Raw genomic sequence first — 15,773 nt, 5'->3', positions numbered from 1 at the left:
AGTGTATCGCCAACGAATCACAGAACTTTAGATCAAAAGACAAAAACCCGGCGCACGCCGATAAAGCGTAGCCGGGTTTTTGTCGTTATTGCCTGTTACTTCGCGGATTGCTGAGCGTTCAGCGAGCTGAAGAACGACGTGATATTGCTCGCCGTCGCCTTCATCTGCCCTACCAGCAAGTCCATGGCGTTGTACTTTGCAGTCAACGTCTTGGTCAGGTTGGCAACACGCAGATCCAGCGCCAATTGCTGGCTGGTCAGGCTCTTGGTGTTGTTGTTCAGGATGGACATGCGCTGATCAAGCAGGCCTACGGCAGTAGGGGCGCTACCGGCAGGCGCCTTCAGATACGGATCCACTGCCTTGTTCATGCGCGCCAGCAGACCGTTGGTGTCGTCGGTCCCGGTGAACATCTGCTGCACCTGGCCAGCCTTGCCGGGCTGAGCCATGGTTTTGGTGAACGCAGCAGTATCAAATGTCAGGTTGCCGGTGTTGCGGTCGGTCATCACACCGATCTCCGACAGATAGGACAAAGAACCCTTTGCACCAGCACCAGGAGCAGTCAACTGGCCACGGATGTCGGCGATCAGCGAACGCGGCAACGAGTCACCGGTAAACGCCGCCTGCACTGTCAGTTTGCCGTCTTCATCAGGCGTAGCCTTGGAAAGCGTGTCGATGGTGGTCTTCAGGGTGTTGTAGGCGTCAACAAACGCCTGAACCGAGGCCTGCAGCCCCTTGGTGTTGGTATCGACGCTGACAACGGTCGGCGTGGCAACGCCACCAACGAGAGGACTGACAGTGGTCAGATTCAGGGTCAGGCCGCTGATTGCACCACTGACCGTATTGCTCTTGCTGGAAACCTGCAGGCCGTCGATGGTCACCTTGGCATCTTGTGCAGGGCCATTGACGTTGCCAGAGGCGCCTGCCGCCGGATTGGTACCCATCGGCTGAGTACCGTCGATCTCCAGACCGGCAATCCCGCTGACAGAGAGGTCGGTACCTGCGCCCGTCTTGTTCGAGCTGATCACCAGGCGTGAAGCACCGCTGCTGTCGGTCACGATGTTGGCAGAAATACCATTTGAGCCCTGAGCCGTGTTGATTGCGTCACGGGTGCTCTGCAAGGTTGCATTGGCCGGGATCGTGACATTGTAATCAGTGCCATTCTGACTGATTTTCAGGGTACCACTCGGAATGGCACTGGCAGCACCGCCGGCGAAAGAAGCGCTGGCAACTTTCGAGCCAGTGGCCAATTGGTTGACAACAACGTTGTAAGTCCCCGACACCGCGGTGTTATCGGAGGTGGCGCCGAGAATCGCTGTGTTGCTCGAGGTCGCCGTGAAACCGGCAAACGCCGGGTTGGTCTTGCTGCCCAGGTTGGTCATCGCCGTCTGGTACGCGGTCAGCGCACTCTTCAACGTGCCGACACCGGAAATCTTCAGGGTATTGGTCTTGGTCGCGGAATCGATCTGCGTCTGCTTCGGCGACTTGTCGGCGTTGACCAGCGCGGTCACGATCGCGCCGATGTCCAGGCCGGAACCCAGTCCGGAACCCGGTAGAATTGGACTTGCCATGTGCATCTCCCTTCAGATTGTTGCCAGACTTTTGACCCATCCAGGCGTCATTCAAGAAAGACAAACACTATTCATGCCAGCTATCAGACTTTGGCGTCGAACAACACATGGCTTGCGTTGGCGAGGCTGTCTGCGAGCTTGAGTGCTTCTGCGGAGGGGATCTGGCGTACCACCTCGCCCGTCTCGCTTGCGATCACCTTGACGATGACCTTGCCAGAGTGCTCGTCGATCGAGAACTCCAGGTTACGCTTGATCGATTGAACGAACTTCTCGATCTCTTGCACCGCCAGTTTCAACTTGGCGTCATCCGTTTGCTGACTTTTCCTGTCAGCGACCGGAGCGTCGACCGGTGCAACTTTTGGCGTCTCCGACGGCTTATCAGCAACAGGCGTCGCTGGCTTGGGAGCCGGATAAGACACGTTAAGCTTTACGCTCATGTCCATGCTCATCACCTCCTAACGTAAAAAAGCGAGAGAGCGCGACCAGCGCACCCTCCCGCCCAAACTCATTCCGAAATTACTGAAGCAGCTTCAGTACAGCGGAAGGCAGTTGGTTGGCTTGAGCCAGAACAGAGGTCGAAGCCTGTTGCAGGGTTTGCTGCTTGGTCAGGTTAGCAGTCTCTGCGGCGAAGTCGGTATCTTGTACGCGACCTTGTGCAGCAGTGGTGTTCTCGGTGATGTTCTGCAAGTTCTGGATGGTGCTGGTCAGACGGTTTTGCGAAGCACCCAGGCTGGCACGAGTTGCACCGATTGCAGCGATAGCGGCGTCGATTGCAGTGATCGCGTTGTCGATGTTCTGCGAAGCAGAACCAGCGCCAGTACCGGTGGTACCAGTCAGAACTACAGTACCGCTACCTACGGACAGGCTGACGGCGTCGAACTTGGAGCTCAGTACCAGGTCGATGTGGTTAGCCGAACCGGTGTTTGCGCCAACTTGCAGGGTTACAGTACCAGCCGAACCGTCCAGCAGGTTTTTGCCGTTCAGGTTGGTAGCAGCCGAGATACGGGTGATTTCGTCAGACATCTGAGCGAATTCAGCGTTGGTTGCGGTCTGGTCAGCAGTGCCGTTGGTGCCGTTACGTGCTTTAACAGCCAGTTCACGCATACGCTGCAGGATGTCGGTCGAAGCTTGCAGAGCGCCTTCAGCGGTCTGAGCAACGGAGATACCGTCGTTGGCGTTCTGGATGGCTTGGGTGTTACCACGGATCTGCGAAGACATACGGTTCGAGATCTGCAGGCCAGCAGCGTCGTCTTTTGCGCTGTTGATTTTCAGGCCGGAAGACAGGCGCTGCATCGAAGTCGACAGAGCGTCGGAAGCGCGGTTCAGGTTCTTTTGAACGTTCAGCGACGTGGTGTTGGTGTTTACTGTTAAAGCCATGACGAATTCCTCGTTGGTTGGGTACTGCGGCTTCCGGCCCTGGCAACCGCCTGGAATGGCCTAGAGAACCTTCGTAATAGTTATCGTCGGGTTGGCAAGTTGCTTGAGGGCTTTTTGAAAAAAATTTGCCATCACCCTGCCACCCCCGAGAAAACAAGGGCTTAGCGCCCTCCCACCTGCGAAAAAATGACGCCATAAAACCGACCCGCGCGCAAAGCCGCGGGCCAGTGCGGTCGCTCATTTTGCCGATCGTGCTTTTTGCAACACTTCGATCAGCTCGTACTCCATCCAGTCAGCCAGCCCCAACCAGTCCTGACGCTCCTGACAATCGAGCATGTGCGTGAGTACAAAGGACCAGTCCTGCTGAATCGGCGCAGGCGCAGTTATCAGCAACTGCTGCGCGCCCTCGAACACATCGACCATATCCAGCGCCGCCTCGACATCACGCCCTAGACGAAACAGCCCGGCGCAGTGGCGGCACTCGTCGACGCACTGCTCAATCGTTGTCATTGCACAAACTCCTGATTGAACTGCGTCCCGGCGATCAGTGCGCCCGCGCGACTGCTGTTGAAAAACTGCACCTGCGGATGCGCGGCGATATAGCGCTCCAGCACACACAGATAGCCGCGAAAGTTCAGTTGGGTGCTGACCCGCTGGCCATGGCCGTCCTGCACCCAATGCCGCGCCTGATCGACCCCTGGCCCCAGATCACCGTCATTCCAGCCAGCATGGGTCTTGTTCATCGGGAAGGCGAAGTCGGCGCCAAACAGGGTAATGCGCGACGCGCCCATCTTCACCGCCAGATCCACCGCCGGATGAATCACGCTGCCACCGACATGCAGTTGTCCGCGCGGGTATTGCTCACGCAACGCGGCATACACCGGGCTGGCCGAGTAACCGCCGTAACGCTTGCCCTTCCAGGCGGTCAGCACCGCAGGATCGCTCATAGGCAGATACACCAGCGGGATGCCAGCGGAGTCCTCGAACGGCAAATGCCGGAAGCTGATGCGCTGATCGATGGTGACCACCAGATCCGGGACGATGCCGTGTTCGCGCAGTGGCCGGTAAGCGGTATCGACGCACATCAACAATGGACGTTCAGCCTGCGCATGCACCGCCGCCAGACGCTGGAAATGCCCTTCCAGCGTCGGCCCGGTGCCGATCACATAGATTTCCCGGCCATTGGCGCTGCCGAACAACTGCGCCACATCATCATCGCCGAGCAACACCGGCAGGCAGTCCTGCAAACGCTGTTGAATGAACGGCAAGTTTGGATCGAACTCGCGATTGTTGAAGCTCAGGTGCACTTCGCTGACCAGCCGATCGCGGATCTTCGCGTTGAAATCATCAGCCAGCAGCATCTCGGCCGGCAGGGCGAAGAACGGTGTGCAGATGTCTGACAGATCACCGGCATAGAACAGCTGCACACGCGGATCTTCCAGCCACGGGCGCTGATCGAGCAGTTGCAGCACCAGCGCGAACACCGCGCCATTGAGGATATGCACGTACAACCGCTCAAGGCCAGCGCGCTCCAGCAGCACCGTTGGCAAATCGCCGAGGCCAGTGCCGTAGACATGCAACTGCGATTTTTCCGCCAGGCTGGCCGCCTGGATGCGGGCTTCATGGAGGCGGTCGTGGCGACTGGTCAGTTGAATGCCATTGACGCTGAGCGTCGAGCCCAAGCCCTGCACCAGTTCGGCTTGAACGACTGAGGTGTCTTCAGCCAGCAACCGCTCGAACAACGCCGGCCAGCGTTGCTGGATGACCTGGGCGTTGGGTTGGAAAAACTCGCTCATGCCGCCTAGCGCTCCATTCAGGCAAAAAAAATAGCGCTCAAGGGTAACCTTGAACGCTATTTTTGTATCCGCCGTTTTTGACCGACTCAAGGACGATAGATGATCGCCGAGCCCCACGACAGACCGACACCGAAACCGCTCAGGGCAATGCGCTGCCAGTCGGAATCGAGTACGTGTTTTTGCAGCAGCAACGGAATGCTCGACGAGACGGTATTGCCGGTCTCGACCATATCCTTGATGAACTTCTCCGGCTCGCCTTCGAAACGGCGGGCCACCGCATCGACAATCGCCGCACTGCCCTGGTGAATGCAGAAGGCGTCGATGTCGTCAGCCTTCAGGCCGGAGTCGTCGAGCAATTCGTGCAAGTGCGCCGGGACTTTGAGCAGCGCGAAGTTGAACACCTGACGGCCGTTCATGAAGAACACGCCATCGGTGACTTTCAGGTGCGGTGCGCCGGAACCGTCGGTGCCGAACTTGGCCTTGCCCAGCGCCCATGAAGGATCTTCGCCCATCCAGGTCGCGGTGGCGGCATCGCCGAAGAGCATGGTGGTGTTGCGGTCTTCCGGGTCGACGATTTTCGAATACGGGTCAGCGGTGATCAGCAGGCCGTTCTTCAGGCCGGCGGCTTCCATGAAGCCCTTGATCGCGTAGATGCCGTAGACGTAACCGGAGCAGCCCAGGGAAATATCGAACGCCGCGACATTAGTCGGCAGACCGAGTTTGTCCTGGACGATGGCAGCGGTGTGCGGCAGACCTTCTTCGTCACCGTTCTGGGTGACGACGATCAGCGCGTCGATCGATTCACGCTTCAGTTCAGGGTTGCTGGCAAACAGCGCATTGGCCGCTTCCACGCACAGATCGGAGGTTTCCTGTTCAGCGTCTTTGCGCGGCAGGAAGGCCGAACCGATTTTGCCGAGGATGAATTCTTCATCCTTCTCGAATTTTGCACCTTGTGCGTAATTGTCCACGCCGGCTACAGGAACGTAGCTCGCAATGCTTTTTATGCCAATCATTACGGCTTCCCAATAAAAAACAGCCCAAAACCACCGCTCGCAAGGATTCGAGGGGCGCCGACAAACAGAAAACGGCCGCCACAAAGGGCAGCCACGGGGAGCGCAAAGGGCTATCACTGGAACCGATTACACGGCCAGGCGCCATCTCCCCGGTCAATACAATACAGTGAAGATGCGCGTTATGACTCGCAGGTCACGCTATTTTGCCGAATCGGTTGCAGATCGGGTTATTCGACCAACGACCAGTCCAGCGGCGTGCCACGTTTGATCGCCTGACGAGCGCGGCGACCGAGGACGGCATCGGTGTGCTTGGGCGGCAGACCGAGACCTGGGCGAATGGCGCGCAGATTGTCCCCGGAAAAGGCTTCACCGGCCGCCATGTCGGCAGTGACGTACAGCGAACGGCGATAGACCAGCGACTTGCGCTCGGCCTCGGTGACGCCGTAATGCACTTGGCCCATGGCCTGCCAGGCGCGTTCGGTTTCCACCACCAGACTGGCCAGCTCCGCAGGTTCCAGCGAAAAACTGGCGTCGACCCCGCCCGCCGAACGGTCGAGAGTGAAGTGTTTCTCCACTACCGTCGCCCCGAGCGCCACAGCGGCCACGGACACGCCAACGCCCATGGAGTGATCGGAAAGACCTACCTCGCAACCGAACAGTTCACGCAGATGCGGGATCGTGCGCACATTGCTGTTGAGCGGCGTTGCCGGGTAAGTGCTGGTACATTTGAGCAGCACCAGATCCTTGCACCCTGCCTCGCGGGCGGCGCGCACGGTTTCGTCGAGCTCGGCGATGCTGGCCATGCCGGTGGAGATGATCAGCGGTTTGCCGGTCGCGGCCACACGGCGGATCAACGGCAGGTCGGTGTTTTCGAAACTGGCGATCTTGTACGCCGGCACATCGAGGCTTTCGAGAAAGTCCACCGCCGTGTCATCGAACGGCGTCGAGAACGCGAGCATGCCCAACGCTTTGGCCCGGGCAAAAATCGGCGCGTGCCACTCCCATGGGGTATGAGCTTTCTCATACAGGTCGAACAGCGAAGTGCCGGCCCACAGGCTGTTCGGGTCCTTGATGAAAAACTCGCCCTCGGCCAGATCCAGAGTCATGGTCTGCGCGGTGTAAGTCTGCAACTTCAAGGCGTGCGCGCCAGCCTTGGCGGCGGCTTCGACAATCTGCAGGGCCACCTCCAGCGACTGGTTATGGTTGCCGCTCATCTCGGCAATGATGAACGGCGGCGCATCGGCACCGATCAGACGCTCGCCAATCTTGAAACTACTCATCGCGGTGATCCTTCAAAACCTTGGTGAACGCGCAGGCATTCTGGGTGAATCCGGCGTCACGAAACACATTCAAAGACGAACGATTGCCCGGCAGCACCTGAGCGGTGATAACGGTCATCTGCGGCCAGTGCTCGCGGACGAACGCCTCGCCTCGCGCCAGCAGCGCCCTGCCCCAGCCGAGACCGAGCCGTCCTTCCAGCAGATACAGCGACACTTCGGCTTCAAAGCCGCGCAGGTCATAACGCAAGACGCCGACCGCGCCGTCATCGGCCTGCGCAATCAACAGCAGACGCTGCGGATTGCGCAGGCTCGCATTCAGCCAGTTCAGGTGCTGCGGCCATTCGATTGCAGCCGTGTCCAGTGACCAGCGCCGCACAGCCTCGGCATTGCGCCCGTCGAACAGTAATTGCGCATCATCGAGGGTCGCCGGGCGCAGCTTGAGCACCGCACCGGCCAGCGCCGCCGCCACGCGCAACGCACCGCGCCCATCGACCAGTTGCCGTGAACGCTCGGCCAGACTCTGGCGCAGATAGACATTGTCGACGACAAAACCGATGGCGTTGCGCATTTGTTCGACGCTGACCTGCTCGCGGGCGCCCATGAACACATGCGCCCCCGCCGCCGCCATCACTTCGCCGTTGGCCTGCTGATTGTTCGATACCGCGATGCAGAGGGTCGGCAGGCCGAGGGCTGCACGCTCCCAACTGGTGCCGCCGCCGGCGCCGATAAACAGATCGGCTTCGGTCATGCGTTGTTGGAAATCGCTGACGAAACTGTGCAGACGCCAATGCGGCCGTGTTGCGGCCAGTGCCTGCATTTGCGCCCACGCAGGATTGTCTGCACCGGCGACGAAATCCACTTCCAGCTCTGCGAAGTCCTTCAGCGCCAGCATCGCGTGATGGGTCTGCATCGCCGCATCGAAACCACCGAAATTCACCAGCACCCGGCGCGCCTTGGGCTTGATCGCAATGGCCGGGCAGACGAACTCCTCGCGCAGCATGGCGTAGCGCGGACCGAGCAAGGTGCGGCAGTCTTCGGGCAGCAGCGGCGCATAGTTTGCGCTGAGGCCGGACAGGTTCTGATTGAGCAGCAGATCAACGCTGTAACGGCGGGTGGCGAGATCGTCCACCGCCGCAATCCGTGGCGCCCAACGACGGGCAGCGGTTTGCCAGTGATGATCAAGGCCGTAGTGGTCGGCGATGATCCAGTCGAATGCGGCGTGACCTGCCAGCAAGGCATCCAGCGCCTCAATGTCCGCCTGCCACGGCAGCATCGATTCAATGGCTTGCTGCGGGTCTTCGTCGGGGTAGACGTCCGGCAAGGCGAAGGTCTCGAAACCTTCGGCAGCCAAGGCATCGAGCCGATGCCCGGGCAACCGCCGACAGGCAAACGCGACATGACTGCCCTGTTTGCGCAGCACTCGCGCCAGCGTCAGGCAACGGGCAATGTGGCCACTGCCGATGGTCGGCGAAGCGTCAGCGCGGATCAGCACTCTCATTGCAGTTCTCCGCCGGCCTTGAGCGCGGCGTAGAGGTATTCGGCGCGTTTCCAGTCTTGCAGTGTGTCGATGTCCTGTACCAGATGTCGCGGCAGAATGACCGGCAGACTCGCGGACGAATACAACACTTCACCGCGCAACCACGCCTCGCTGCGACCCCAGTAAAACTGGCCGGCGTCCTGAAAGGCCTCGGGCAGATCCTGCGAGCGGGTTTGGCGAAATTCCGGGTACAACGCGGTCAATGCGCCCTGCCCGTCCAGCGTCAGCGCCCGCTGCACGGGGAAACCAAAGCTGCACACGGAGAACGCAAAGGCTTTGTCCGGGTGCTGCTGCAGCAACTCGAATCCCTCGCGCAAAAAACGCGCCTGCAACAACGGCGCCGTGGCGTACACGCAGCAGGCGTAATCGAAGGCTGGCAGTTGCTGCAAGGCATGCACGATCACCGCAGCGGTGCCGGTGAAATCATCCGCCAGTTCAGCCGGGCGCAGGAACGGCACTTGCGCGCCATGGGCCAGCGCCAGCTCGGCAATGTCGGCGTCATCGGTACTGACCACGACCTGTTCGAACAGGCCACTGTCGAGCGCCGTACGGATCGAGCGGACAATCATCGGCACACCGTCGAACGGCAACAGATTCTTGCGCGGGATGCGCTTGCTGCCACCACGGGCCGGGATGATTGCGACGCTGTTCAAGGACGTTTTTCCAGCAGAAACCAGGTGATGTCGTCCACCGGGAATTGCCGGTCACGGTGATAACCAAAGCCGTAATCAAGCAATTGCAGATCGGCATAACGATCGAGCATTTCCCCGGCGAAATCGCGCTTGAACAGCTTGCCGCTGTTGCCGCGATAGGACACTTCCACCGGCGCCGGATTGTAGTATTCGGCGATCAGGATGTAGCGCTGGCTCAGCTCATACAGCTGCGCATAGGCGGTCGGCAACAGTTCCGGCGCCAGATGGATCAGCACGCCTTTGCTCAGGGTCAGGTCGTAGCTGCGCTCGCGGGGAAAATCGAACAGCGAGCCGTGCCAGATCTGCGCGATGCCCAGTGCCCGCGCCTGAGCACAGGCGCTTTCATTGATCTCAACGCCGAACAATTCACTGTGCGGCAGCAGTTGACGCAGCGCCTGCAGGTTGTTGCCGGCATTGGTGCCCAGCTCGACCACACTGTCGATGCGCCCGGCGCGGCTCAGGGCCTTGGCGAACAACGCCAGGTTGGCCGCGACCAGCGGCTGACCGACGTTGCGATCGACGTACTGGTTGCCGAAATCGCCCTGCCAGAATTTTTCCTGTTCACTCAGATCACGCATTGCACAGTCTCATTCGCCGCCGCAGCGGGATTCATTCGGTCAGCCGGCGCAATTGCTCGACCACATGATCCTGCTGCTCGTCACTGAGCAGCGGATACAGCGGCAGACTGATCGCCTCGGCGTAATAACGCTCGGCTTCTGGGAAGTCGCCCTCGGCGAAACCCAGTTCGCGATAGTACGGCTGCAAATGCACCGGAATATAGTGCAGGTTCACGCCGATACCGGCGGCACGCAAGCCTTCGAACACCTGACGATGGGTCAGGCCGATGCGTTCGGTCTGCAAGCGCACCACGTACAGGTGCCACGCCGATTCCGCCTCCGGCTGCGCGCTGGGCAAGGTCAGCGGCAGATACGCCAACAAACGGTCGTAACGCGCCGCCAGTTCGCGGCGACGGGCGATAAACCCGTCCAGTTTGGCCAGTTGCGACAGACCCAGCGCCGCCTGCAACTCGGTGATCCGGTAATTGAAGCCCAGCTCGATCTGCTGGTAATACCACGGGCCGTGGCTGGGTTCGTTCATGTGCTGCGGATCGCGGGTCATGCCGTGGCTGCGCAGGCGTTGCAGACGCTCGGCCAGTTGCGGGCGATTGGTCAGGACCATGCCGCCTTCAGCACTGGTGATGATCTTCACCGGGTGGAAACTGAACACGGTCATCGCCGCAAATTCCCCGCACCCCACCGGGCGCCCGGCGTAGCTGGCGCCCACCGCGTGCGAGGCGTCTTCGATCACCGTGAAGTTGTAGCGCTCGGCCAGTTCGGCAATCTTGCGCAGGTCGCAGCTCTGCCCGGAGAACGCCACCGCCACCAACACTTTCGGCAGCGTGCCGTCCTGCTCGGCCTGTTCGAGCTTCGCGGCGAGAGCATAAGCATCGAGGTTCCAGGTCAGCGGATCGATGTCGACGAAATCCACCTCGGCGCCGCAATAGCGCCCACAATTGGCCGAAGCCAGAAAGGTGTTCGGCGTGGTCCACAAGCGATCACCCGGGCCAAGGCCGGCAGCGAGGCAGGCGATGTGCAGCGCCGCGGTGGCGTTGCACACCGCCACCGCGAAGTCGGCCTGGCATCGTTCGGCCATTGCCTGCTCGAAACGCTCGATAGTCGGCCCTTGAGTCAGCCAGTCCGATTGCAGAACCTCGACCACTGCATCGATGTCCGCCTGATCAACGCTCTGCCGACCGTAGGGAATCATGCCGACAACTTCGCGTGCAGCTCGGCGATCTGCCCGACCGAGAGGTAGTGCGGATTGGTATCGGAGCGGTATTCGAAATCTTCACTCACCGGCCGCCCATGTTCGCCGAGCTTGTCGATGGAGAAATCGACATCGACGCTGGTAAAGCGGATGGAAGGCTGGATGGTGTAGTGGTCTTCGAACTCCAGGGTCATCCGCGCATCGTCCAGCGGCACCATCAGTTCATGCAGTTTTTCCCCGGGACGAATACCAACGTTCTTGTGCGGCAGATGCTCGGCCATGCCCCGCGCCAGATCGACGATGCGAATCGACGGGATCTTCGGCACGAACACTTCACCGCCGTGCATCCGCGCAAAGCTGTCGAGGACAAACTGCACGCCATGATCCAGAGTGATCCAGAAGCGGGTCATGCGCTCGTCGGTGATCGGCAATTCCTGCGCACCGTCGGCAATCAGCTTGCTGAAGAACGGCACCACCGAACCCCGCGAGCCCGCCACGTTGCCGTAGCGCACCACGGCAAAACGCGTTTGTTGTTCGCCGGCAATGTTGTTGGCGGCGACGAACAACTTGTCCGAGAGCAGCTTGGTCGCACCGTACAGGTTGATCGGGCTGGCGGCCTTGTCGGTGGACAGCGCGACGACTTTCTTCACGCCATTGTCGATGGCGGCGGCGATGATGTTCTCCGCACCATTGACGTTGGTGCGAATACATTCGGTCGGGTTGTACTCCGCCGCCGGCACCTGCTTGAGCGCCGCCGCGTGCACCACGTAGTCGATGCCGCGCATGGCCTGCCGCAGACGATCGGCGTCGCGTACGTCACCGAGAAAGTAGCGCATGCACGGCGCGTTGAACGTCTGCTGCATTTCGTACTGCTTGAGCTCATCGCGGGAGAACACCACCACGCGCTTGGGCTGGTATTGCTCAAGCAGACGGGCAATGAATTTGCGCCCGAACGAGCCGGTGCCGCCGGAGATGAAGATCGATTTACCGTTGAACATGTGCTGATTCCTGTTCCTTGTCCGACGGACTCAAGCGAGTAACTGCGACCAGTCCAGCGACGCACTGTCGTTCAGACCATACCCTTTGCCGCTCAGGCTCAGGTTGGCGTTGTACGCCTGATCCTGAGCGAACGCGGCGGCCCATTTTTCCTGTAGCGCTGCCAGTGCCTGGGGTGCCTGGGCAATCGCGCCCTGATGCAGGACCTGCACCGACGGCGTCCATACCGTGAGGTAACCGGCCTGAGCGGCTTTCAGACACAGATCGACATCGTTGAAAGCGTCGCCGAATGTGCTGTCGTCCAGACCACCCAATGCTTCAAACAGTTCTTTGCGCACCATCAGGCACACGCTCGATACCGCCGAGCAGTTCTGCTCCACCGACAACCGGTACAGATAGCCGTCGGCATCATGTTTCTCACCGACGAACGCCGAACCCACCCCGCCATGCATACCAAGGATCAGCCCGGCCTGGCTGACTTTGCCGTCGCGATCGACCAGCTTCGGCCCAACCACGCCGATTTCCGGACGCAGGGCATGGTTGAGCAGCGAGTCCAGCCAGTTCGGGTTGACCACTTCCGCGTCGGCCGCAAGCAATACCAGGTATTCGCCCTGCGCCTGGCGGCTGGCGGCGTTGAGCAATGCCGGTACGCTCAGTGATTGATCGGCACGCAGCACCTGGACTTTCGGATGCTGGTACGTACCCAGCCAGTCATTGACCTGGGCCGATTGCGTGGCCGTGGTGGCGATCAGGATCTCGTAATGGTGATAACGGGTGCGCAGTTGCACCCCTTCGAGACAGCGTTGCAGGGCGGGCAGGTCATCGCCGGCCGGAATCACGATCGATACCAGAGGACGATCACTGTGGTGGTAATCGATCTGATAAATGCCCGGCACCGCCGAGGTGACCTTGGCCTTGTAGCCGCGATTGCCCAGGTGGCGCAACAGCGCCAGACGCTCATGCGCGTTTTCTTCCAGCGACGCGGCTTCGGTGATCAGCAGCGGCTCGTCGAGGTGGGCCAGGCTGTTCAAACCGTGCTCTTCGATGATGCGCAGCAGCACGTCAAATTCCAGCGCCTTGTTGAAATCGGCGCGGTAGCCGCCTACCTCGATCAAAGCGTCACGCCGCACCAGCCAGTGTCGCGCCATCAGGCCCGGCAGGCTTAAGAGCAGGTCGAGGTTGAAGCCGGGACGGAACACATCCATCAGCGCGCCCTTCTCCCCGCGCTGAATCTCGTCGGTGGAAACAGCACGGCAATCGCCTGCGGACATCAACTCCAGGCTGGCGCGCAACAAACCACTGGCGGTGAACTCGTCGCCCGCCTCGGCCAGCAGCACCCAGTCGCACGGCGACTGACGGGCACTCTGATTGAGTTTATCGACCAGGTTGGCCGGCGTAACCCGGACAAAGTGCAAAGTGTTCTGCGCCGTGGTGGCCGCCGGCGCTTCGCCGGTGGTGAACACGACAATTCTGAACGCCTTGCATTGGCCTTCGAGCAGGCTGTCGAGGCTGACCTGCAACTTGTCGATGTCATCGTCCAGATCCAGCAGGAAGATGCCGAACTGCGGGCCACCGCCGTTGACCGACAGGTGCTCGGCAATCGATGCCAACTGAGCACCATCGGCCTGACGCGAATCCAGCCACTTGAGCAGTCGGCCGGACTGCGTCTGGTCGAACACCTGATGATGGTCTTCCACCGTCAACGCTTCGAGACGAGCATTCCAGTCGCGCATGTTCTGCGCCTCTTTGTCCTCGCCGGCCAGTTCCAACTGTTGCGCCAGACGCTTGACCACGGTGCGGTTGAACGCATTGAGGTCGTGCGCCTGCCACAAGCGATCCAGAACACTTTCCGGGGTATCGTTGTTGCGCGCCTGCAGCAAGTGCGCCTGACGAGTCCACACACCCTCCAGGTCGCGCAGTTGAATGCGCCCGGCGGGCATGGCGTGCAGCATGAATTCGAACTGTTCCAGACGATCGAAAAATGGCTGGTTGTAAAACGGCATCTCGACGTATTGCAAAGGCCCGAACCGCCGGTCAGGCCTCTTGAGCGACTGATTCCAGGTGGACTGAATAATCAGTTCTGCCGTCAGTGCCCGGCCGCTTTGCAGGCTGTCGACCATCGCCTCGAAGCTCTGCAGGGCAAACGCCTTGCCCTGTTGCGCATCAAGATCCTTGATACCGGTCGGCAGCGACGCAAGGAATTCAGCGAACGCTTCTCGCTCGGCGACCGATTTGGCGTCGACGTAAGTCAACGAGTGATACACCTCGGTGCTGTGCTCGGAATTGCCGTAGTTGATCTCGCGCACCACATAGGGCATCGGCAGAATCCGCGCCTTGGCACTCGCCAGCAGGAAGTACACGTGGCCGATTTCCTGCCACTGGAAATTGGTACCCGCCGGCAATGCCGAGTGCCAGGTTTTCATCAGGTCAGTACGGGTCACCGCATAAAACGGCGGGATGTACTGACTCATGTAGTCGATAACCCGATCCTGAGCCCGCTCGGACGCATAGTCTTCCTGGACTTTCTTGTCGCGACGGTAATAGCTCACACCACCCGACAGCGTCAGGTACATCAGGCAATAGCCATGGCACATGCCATAGTCCGGATTCGCCTGAAGGAAACCGACGGACTCGGCCAGCGAATCGTGCAGGATGAAATCGTCGTCAGCCGCCAGCACCATGTACGGCGTGGTCAGTCGCTCTACACCGTACGCCAGTTTGGCCTGCATGCCCCAGTAGGCGAATTGCGGCACGTGATGGTAATCGACGGCGGAAAAATCCCCCTCCGGCCGCTCGGGTGTGGAGTCCAGCACCATGATCCGGCAGGGCAAGCTGCTGTAATACTTCACCGCCCGACGCAGGAACGCCGGCCGATTGTGAGTAATCAGCACCACGGTCAACAGCTCGTTGAGCGGTAGCGCCAGTTCAGAACTGTACTTGCCTTGCATAACTTCTCTCCACAACCGGCGACTCGCCGAGATAACGCTTTGGTGATGGTGCGAATTAACGAACGCGACGCAGATAGCCGTCCGGCGCCACGGTGATCAGCAGCTTGTTCTGCAACTGCTGGTCGATCTCGAAGTCCTGATTCTCTTCCAGGTACTTCCACACCGCGGTTTTCGGGTTGTCGCCCGGGCCCCATGGGCGATCCGGGAAGAAATCGGCCGGCATGTCTTCGACCACGGTGTCCATCACCACACAGTAGCTGTCGACCGAAACCAGCGGCGCGTACAGGCGCAGCTCTTCGAGTACGTGGTCGTGGGTGTGGTTGGAGTCGAGGACCAGAATGACCTTCTTGCCCTTGGCCGCAGCCTGCACCTGAGCGGCGATGGCCGGGTCGATGCTCGAACCTTCGATCATCTTGATGCGCTTGGCCATCGGGTGGCTTTCGATCGCTTCACGGTTGTGCGGGCGGATGTCGAGGTCGATACCCAGCACTTCGCCGTGACCTTGCAGTTCCAGCAATGAGGCGTAGTAGATGATCGAACCGCCGTGGGCGATGCCGCACTCGATGACCAGATCCGGCTTGACCTGCCAGATGATCTCCTGCATCGCCATCATGTCCTGCGGCAGCTGGATGATCGGGCGGCCCATCCACGAGAAGTGGTAGCTGTACTTGTGTTTGGCCGATTCGTTGAAGAAATCACGGGCCAGGCCAGTCAGTTTCTGGTCGTCGCCCTGCTGGGCGATCTGCTCGCGGCACTCGGCTTCGAAAGCTTGGTTGATGCTGTTATCGGTCATGTTCAA

14 protein-coding genes are annotated in these 15,773 nt (G+C 60.2%); all 14 read right to left on the bottom strand.

From position 1 onward, the window contains the following. Window positions 1-95 precede the first annotated feature (95 nt). The 14 genes from fliD to ACOYXG_RS07235 all read right to left on the bottom strand — a co-directional run bounded on the left by fliD (window position 96) and on the right by ACOYXG_RS07235 (window position 15,767). Window positions 96-1,568 (bottom strand): flagellar filament capping protein FliD, encoded by a 1,473-nt coding sequence (gene fliD, locus ACOYXG_RS07300; RefSeq protein ID WP_103368115.1) that lies wholly within the window; start codon window positions 1,566-1,568, stop codon window positions 96-98. A gap of 83 nt (window positions 1,569-1,651) precedes the next feature. Continuing rightward, window positions 1,652-2,011, bottom strand: a complete 360-nt coding sequence (locus ACOYXG_RS07295; protein ID WP_097090143.1) for a flagellar protein FlaG — start codon at window positions 2,009-2,011, stop codon at window positions 1,652-1,654. A gap of 73 nt (window positions 2,012-2,084) precedes the next feature. Then, window positions 2,085-2,945 (bottom strand): flagellin domain-containing protein, encoded by an 861-nt coding sequence (locus ACOYXG_RS07290; protein ID WP_007958307.1) that lies wholly within the window; start codon window positions 2,943-2,945, stop codon window positions 2,085-2,087. Window positions 2,946-3,182: 237 nt separating this feature from the next. After that, on the bottom strand, window positions 3,183-3,455 hold the full coding sequence (locus tag ACOYXG_RS07285; RefSeq protein WP_097090144.1) for a hypothetical protein: 273 nt from the start codon (window positions 3,453-3,455) through the stop codon (window positions 3,183-3,185). Further along, the gene (locus tag ACOYXG_RS07280; RefSeq protein ID WP_097090145.1) at window positions 3,452-4,741 is read right to left on the bottom strand and encodes a motility associated factor glycosyltransferase family protein; all 1,290 of its coding nucleotides are present in this window, start codon (window positions 4,739-4,741) and stop codon (window positions 3,452-3,454) included. Before ACOYXG_RS07280 ends, ACOYXG_RS07285 begins: the two co-directional genes overlap by 4 nt. A gap of 86 nt (window positions 4,742-4,827) precedes the next feature. Then, on the bottom strand, window positions 4,828-5,754 hold the full coding sequence (locus ACOYXG_RS07275; protein ID WP_460356768.1) for a ketoacyl-ACP synthase III: 927 nt from the start codon (window positions 5,752-5,754) through the stop codon (window positions 4,828-4,830). Window positions 5,755-5,981: 227 nt separating this feature from the next. Continuing rightward, window positions 5,982-7,034, bottom strand: a complete 1,053-nt coding sequence (gene pseI, locus ACOYXG_RS07270) for a pseudaminic acid synthase (RefSeq protein ID WP_097090146.1) — start codon at window positions 7,032-7,034, stop codon at window positions 5,982-5,984. Then, window positions 7,027-8,532, bottom strand: coding sequence for a UDP-2,4-diacetamido-2,4,6-trideoxy-beta-L-altropyranose hydrolase (gene pseG / locus ACOYXG_RS07265; protein WP_460356765.1), 1,506 nt, complete (start codon window positions 8,530-8,532; stop codon window positions 7,027-7,029). Before pseG ends, pseI begins: the two co-directional genes overlap by 8 nt. Beyond that, window positions 8,529-9,224, bottom strand: a complete 696-nt coding sequence (gene pseF / locus ACOYXG_RS07260; RefSeq protein ID WP_097090148.1) for a pseudaminic acid cytidylyltransferase — start codon at window positions 9,222-9,224, stop codon at window positions 8,529-8,531. Before pseF ends, pseG begins: the two co-directional genes overlap by 4 nt. Beyond that, window positions 9,221-9,841: a pseudaminic acid biosynthesis-associated methylase gene (locus ACOYXG_RS07255; protein ID WP_097090149.1), complete on the bottom strand. Its 621-nt coding sequence runs from the start codon at window positions 9,839-9,841 to the stop codon at window positions 9,221-9,223. The genes pseF and ACOYXG_RS07255 overlap by 4 nt, the downstream gene beginning before the upstream one ends. 31 nt (window positions 9,842-9,872) lie before the next feature. Beyond that, complete coding sequence (pseC, locus tag ACOYXG_RS07250; RefSeq protein WP_460356761.1) at window positions 9,873-11,030, bottom strand: UDP-4-amino-4,6-dideoxy-N-acetyl-beta-L-altrosamine transaminase; 1,158 nt, start codon at window positions 11,028-11,030, stop codon at window positions 9,873-9,875. Beyond that, window positions 11,027-12,028, bottom strand: a complete 1,002-nt coding sequence (gene pseB, locus ACOYXG_RS07245) for a UDP-N-acetylglucosamine 4,6-dehydratase (inverting) (RefSeq protein WP_027614222.1) — start codon at window positions 12,026-12,028, stop codon at window positions 11,027-11,029. The genes pseC and pseB overlap by 4 nt, the downstream gene beginning before the upstream one ends. A 30-nt stretch (window positions 12,029-12,058) precedes the next feature. Continuing rightward, window positions 12,059-14,974: a TIGR00180 family glycosyltransferase gene (locus ACOYXG_RS07240; protein ID WP_460356758.1), complete on the bottom strand. Its 2,916-nt coding sequence runs from the start codon at window positions 14,972-14,974 to the stop codon at window positions 12,059-12,061. A 55-nt stretch (window positions 14,975-15,029) separates the two neighbouring features. Further along, window positions 15,030-15,767: a cephalosporin hydroxylase family protein gene (locus tag ACOYXG_RS07235; protein WP_027614220.1), complete on the bottom strand. Its 738-nt coding sequence runs from the start codon at window positions 15,765-15,767 to the stop codon at window positions 15,030-15,032. Window positions 15,768-15,773 lie beyond the last annotated feature (6 nt).

The sequence above is a fragment of the Pseudomonas sp. G3-39 genome (assembly GCF_054790485.1).
Note: the sequence above shows the minus strand (reverse complement) of the source record. Positions and strands in the feature narration are given on the sequence as shown.

What these genes read in the sequence shown, in the direction of transcription:
- ACOYXG_RS07285 (WP_097090144.1), bottom strand. Translation starts at nt 3,455, where the DNA reads ATGACAACGATTGAGCAGTGCGTCGACGAGTGCCGCCACTGCGCCGGG.
- pseG (WP_460356765.1), bottom strand. Translation starts at nt 8,532, where the DNA reads ATGAGAGTGCTGATCCGCGCTGACGCTTCGCCGACCATCGGCAGTGGC.
- ACOYXG_RS07255 (WP_097090149.1), bottom strand. Translation starts at nt 9,841, where the DNA reads ATGCGTGATCTGAGTGAACAGGAAAAATTCTGGCAGGGCGATTTCGGC.
- pseB (WP_027614222.1), bottom strand. Translation starts at nt 12,028, where the DNA reads ATGTTCAACGGTAAATCGATCTTCATCTCCGGCGGCACCGGCTCGTTC.
- ACOYXG_RS07240 (WP_460356758.1), bottom strand. Translation starts at nt 14,974, where the DNA reads ATGCAAGGCAAGTACAGTTCTGAACTGGCGCTACCGCTCAACGAGCTG.
- pseC (WP_460356761.1), bottom strand. Translation starts at nt 11,030, where the DNA reads ATGATTCCCTACGGTCGGCAGAGCGTTGATCAGGCGGACATCGATGCA.
- ACOYXG_RS07280 (WP_097090145.1), bottom strand. Translation starts at nt 4,741, where the DNA reads ATGAGCGAGTTTTTCCAACCCAACGCCCAGGTCATCCAGCAACGCTGG.
- ACOYXG_RS07295 (WP_097090143.1), bottom strand. Translation starts at nt 2,011, where the DNA reads ATGGACATGAGCGTAAAGCTTAACGTGTCTTATCCGGCTCCCAAGCCA.
- ACOYXG_RS07275 (WP_460356768.1), bottom strand. Translation starts at nt 5,754, where the DNA reads ATGATTGGCATAAAAAGCATTGCGAGCTACGTTCCTGTAGCCGGCGTG.
- ACOYXG_RS07290 (WP_007958307.1), bottom strand. Translation starts at nt 2,945, where the DNA reads ATGGCTTTAACAGTAAACACCAACACCACGTCGCTGAACGTTCAAAAG.
- pseI (WP_097090146.1), bottom strand. Translation starts at nt 7,034, where the DNA reads ATGAGTAGTTTCAAGATTGGCGAGCGTCTGATCGGTGCCGATGCGCCG.
- fliD (WP_103368115.1), bottom strand. Translation starts at nt 1,568, where the DNA reads ATGGCAAGTCCAATTCTACCGGGTTCCGGACTGGGTTCCGGCCTGGAC.
- ACOYXG_RS07235 (WP_027614220.1), bottom strand. Translation starts at nt 15,767, where the DNA reads ATGACCGATAACAGCATCAACCAAGCTTTCGAAGCCGAGTGCCGCGAG.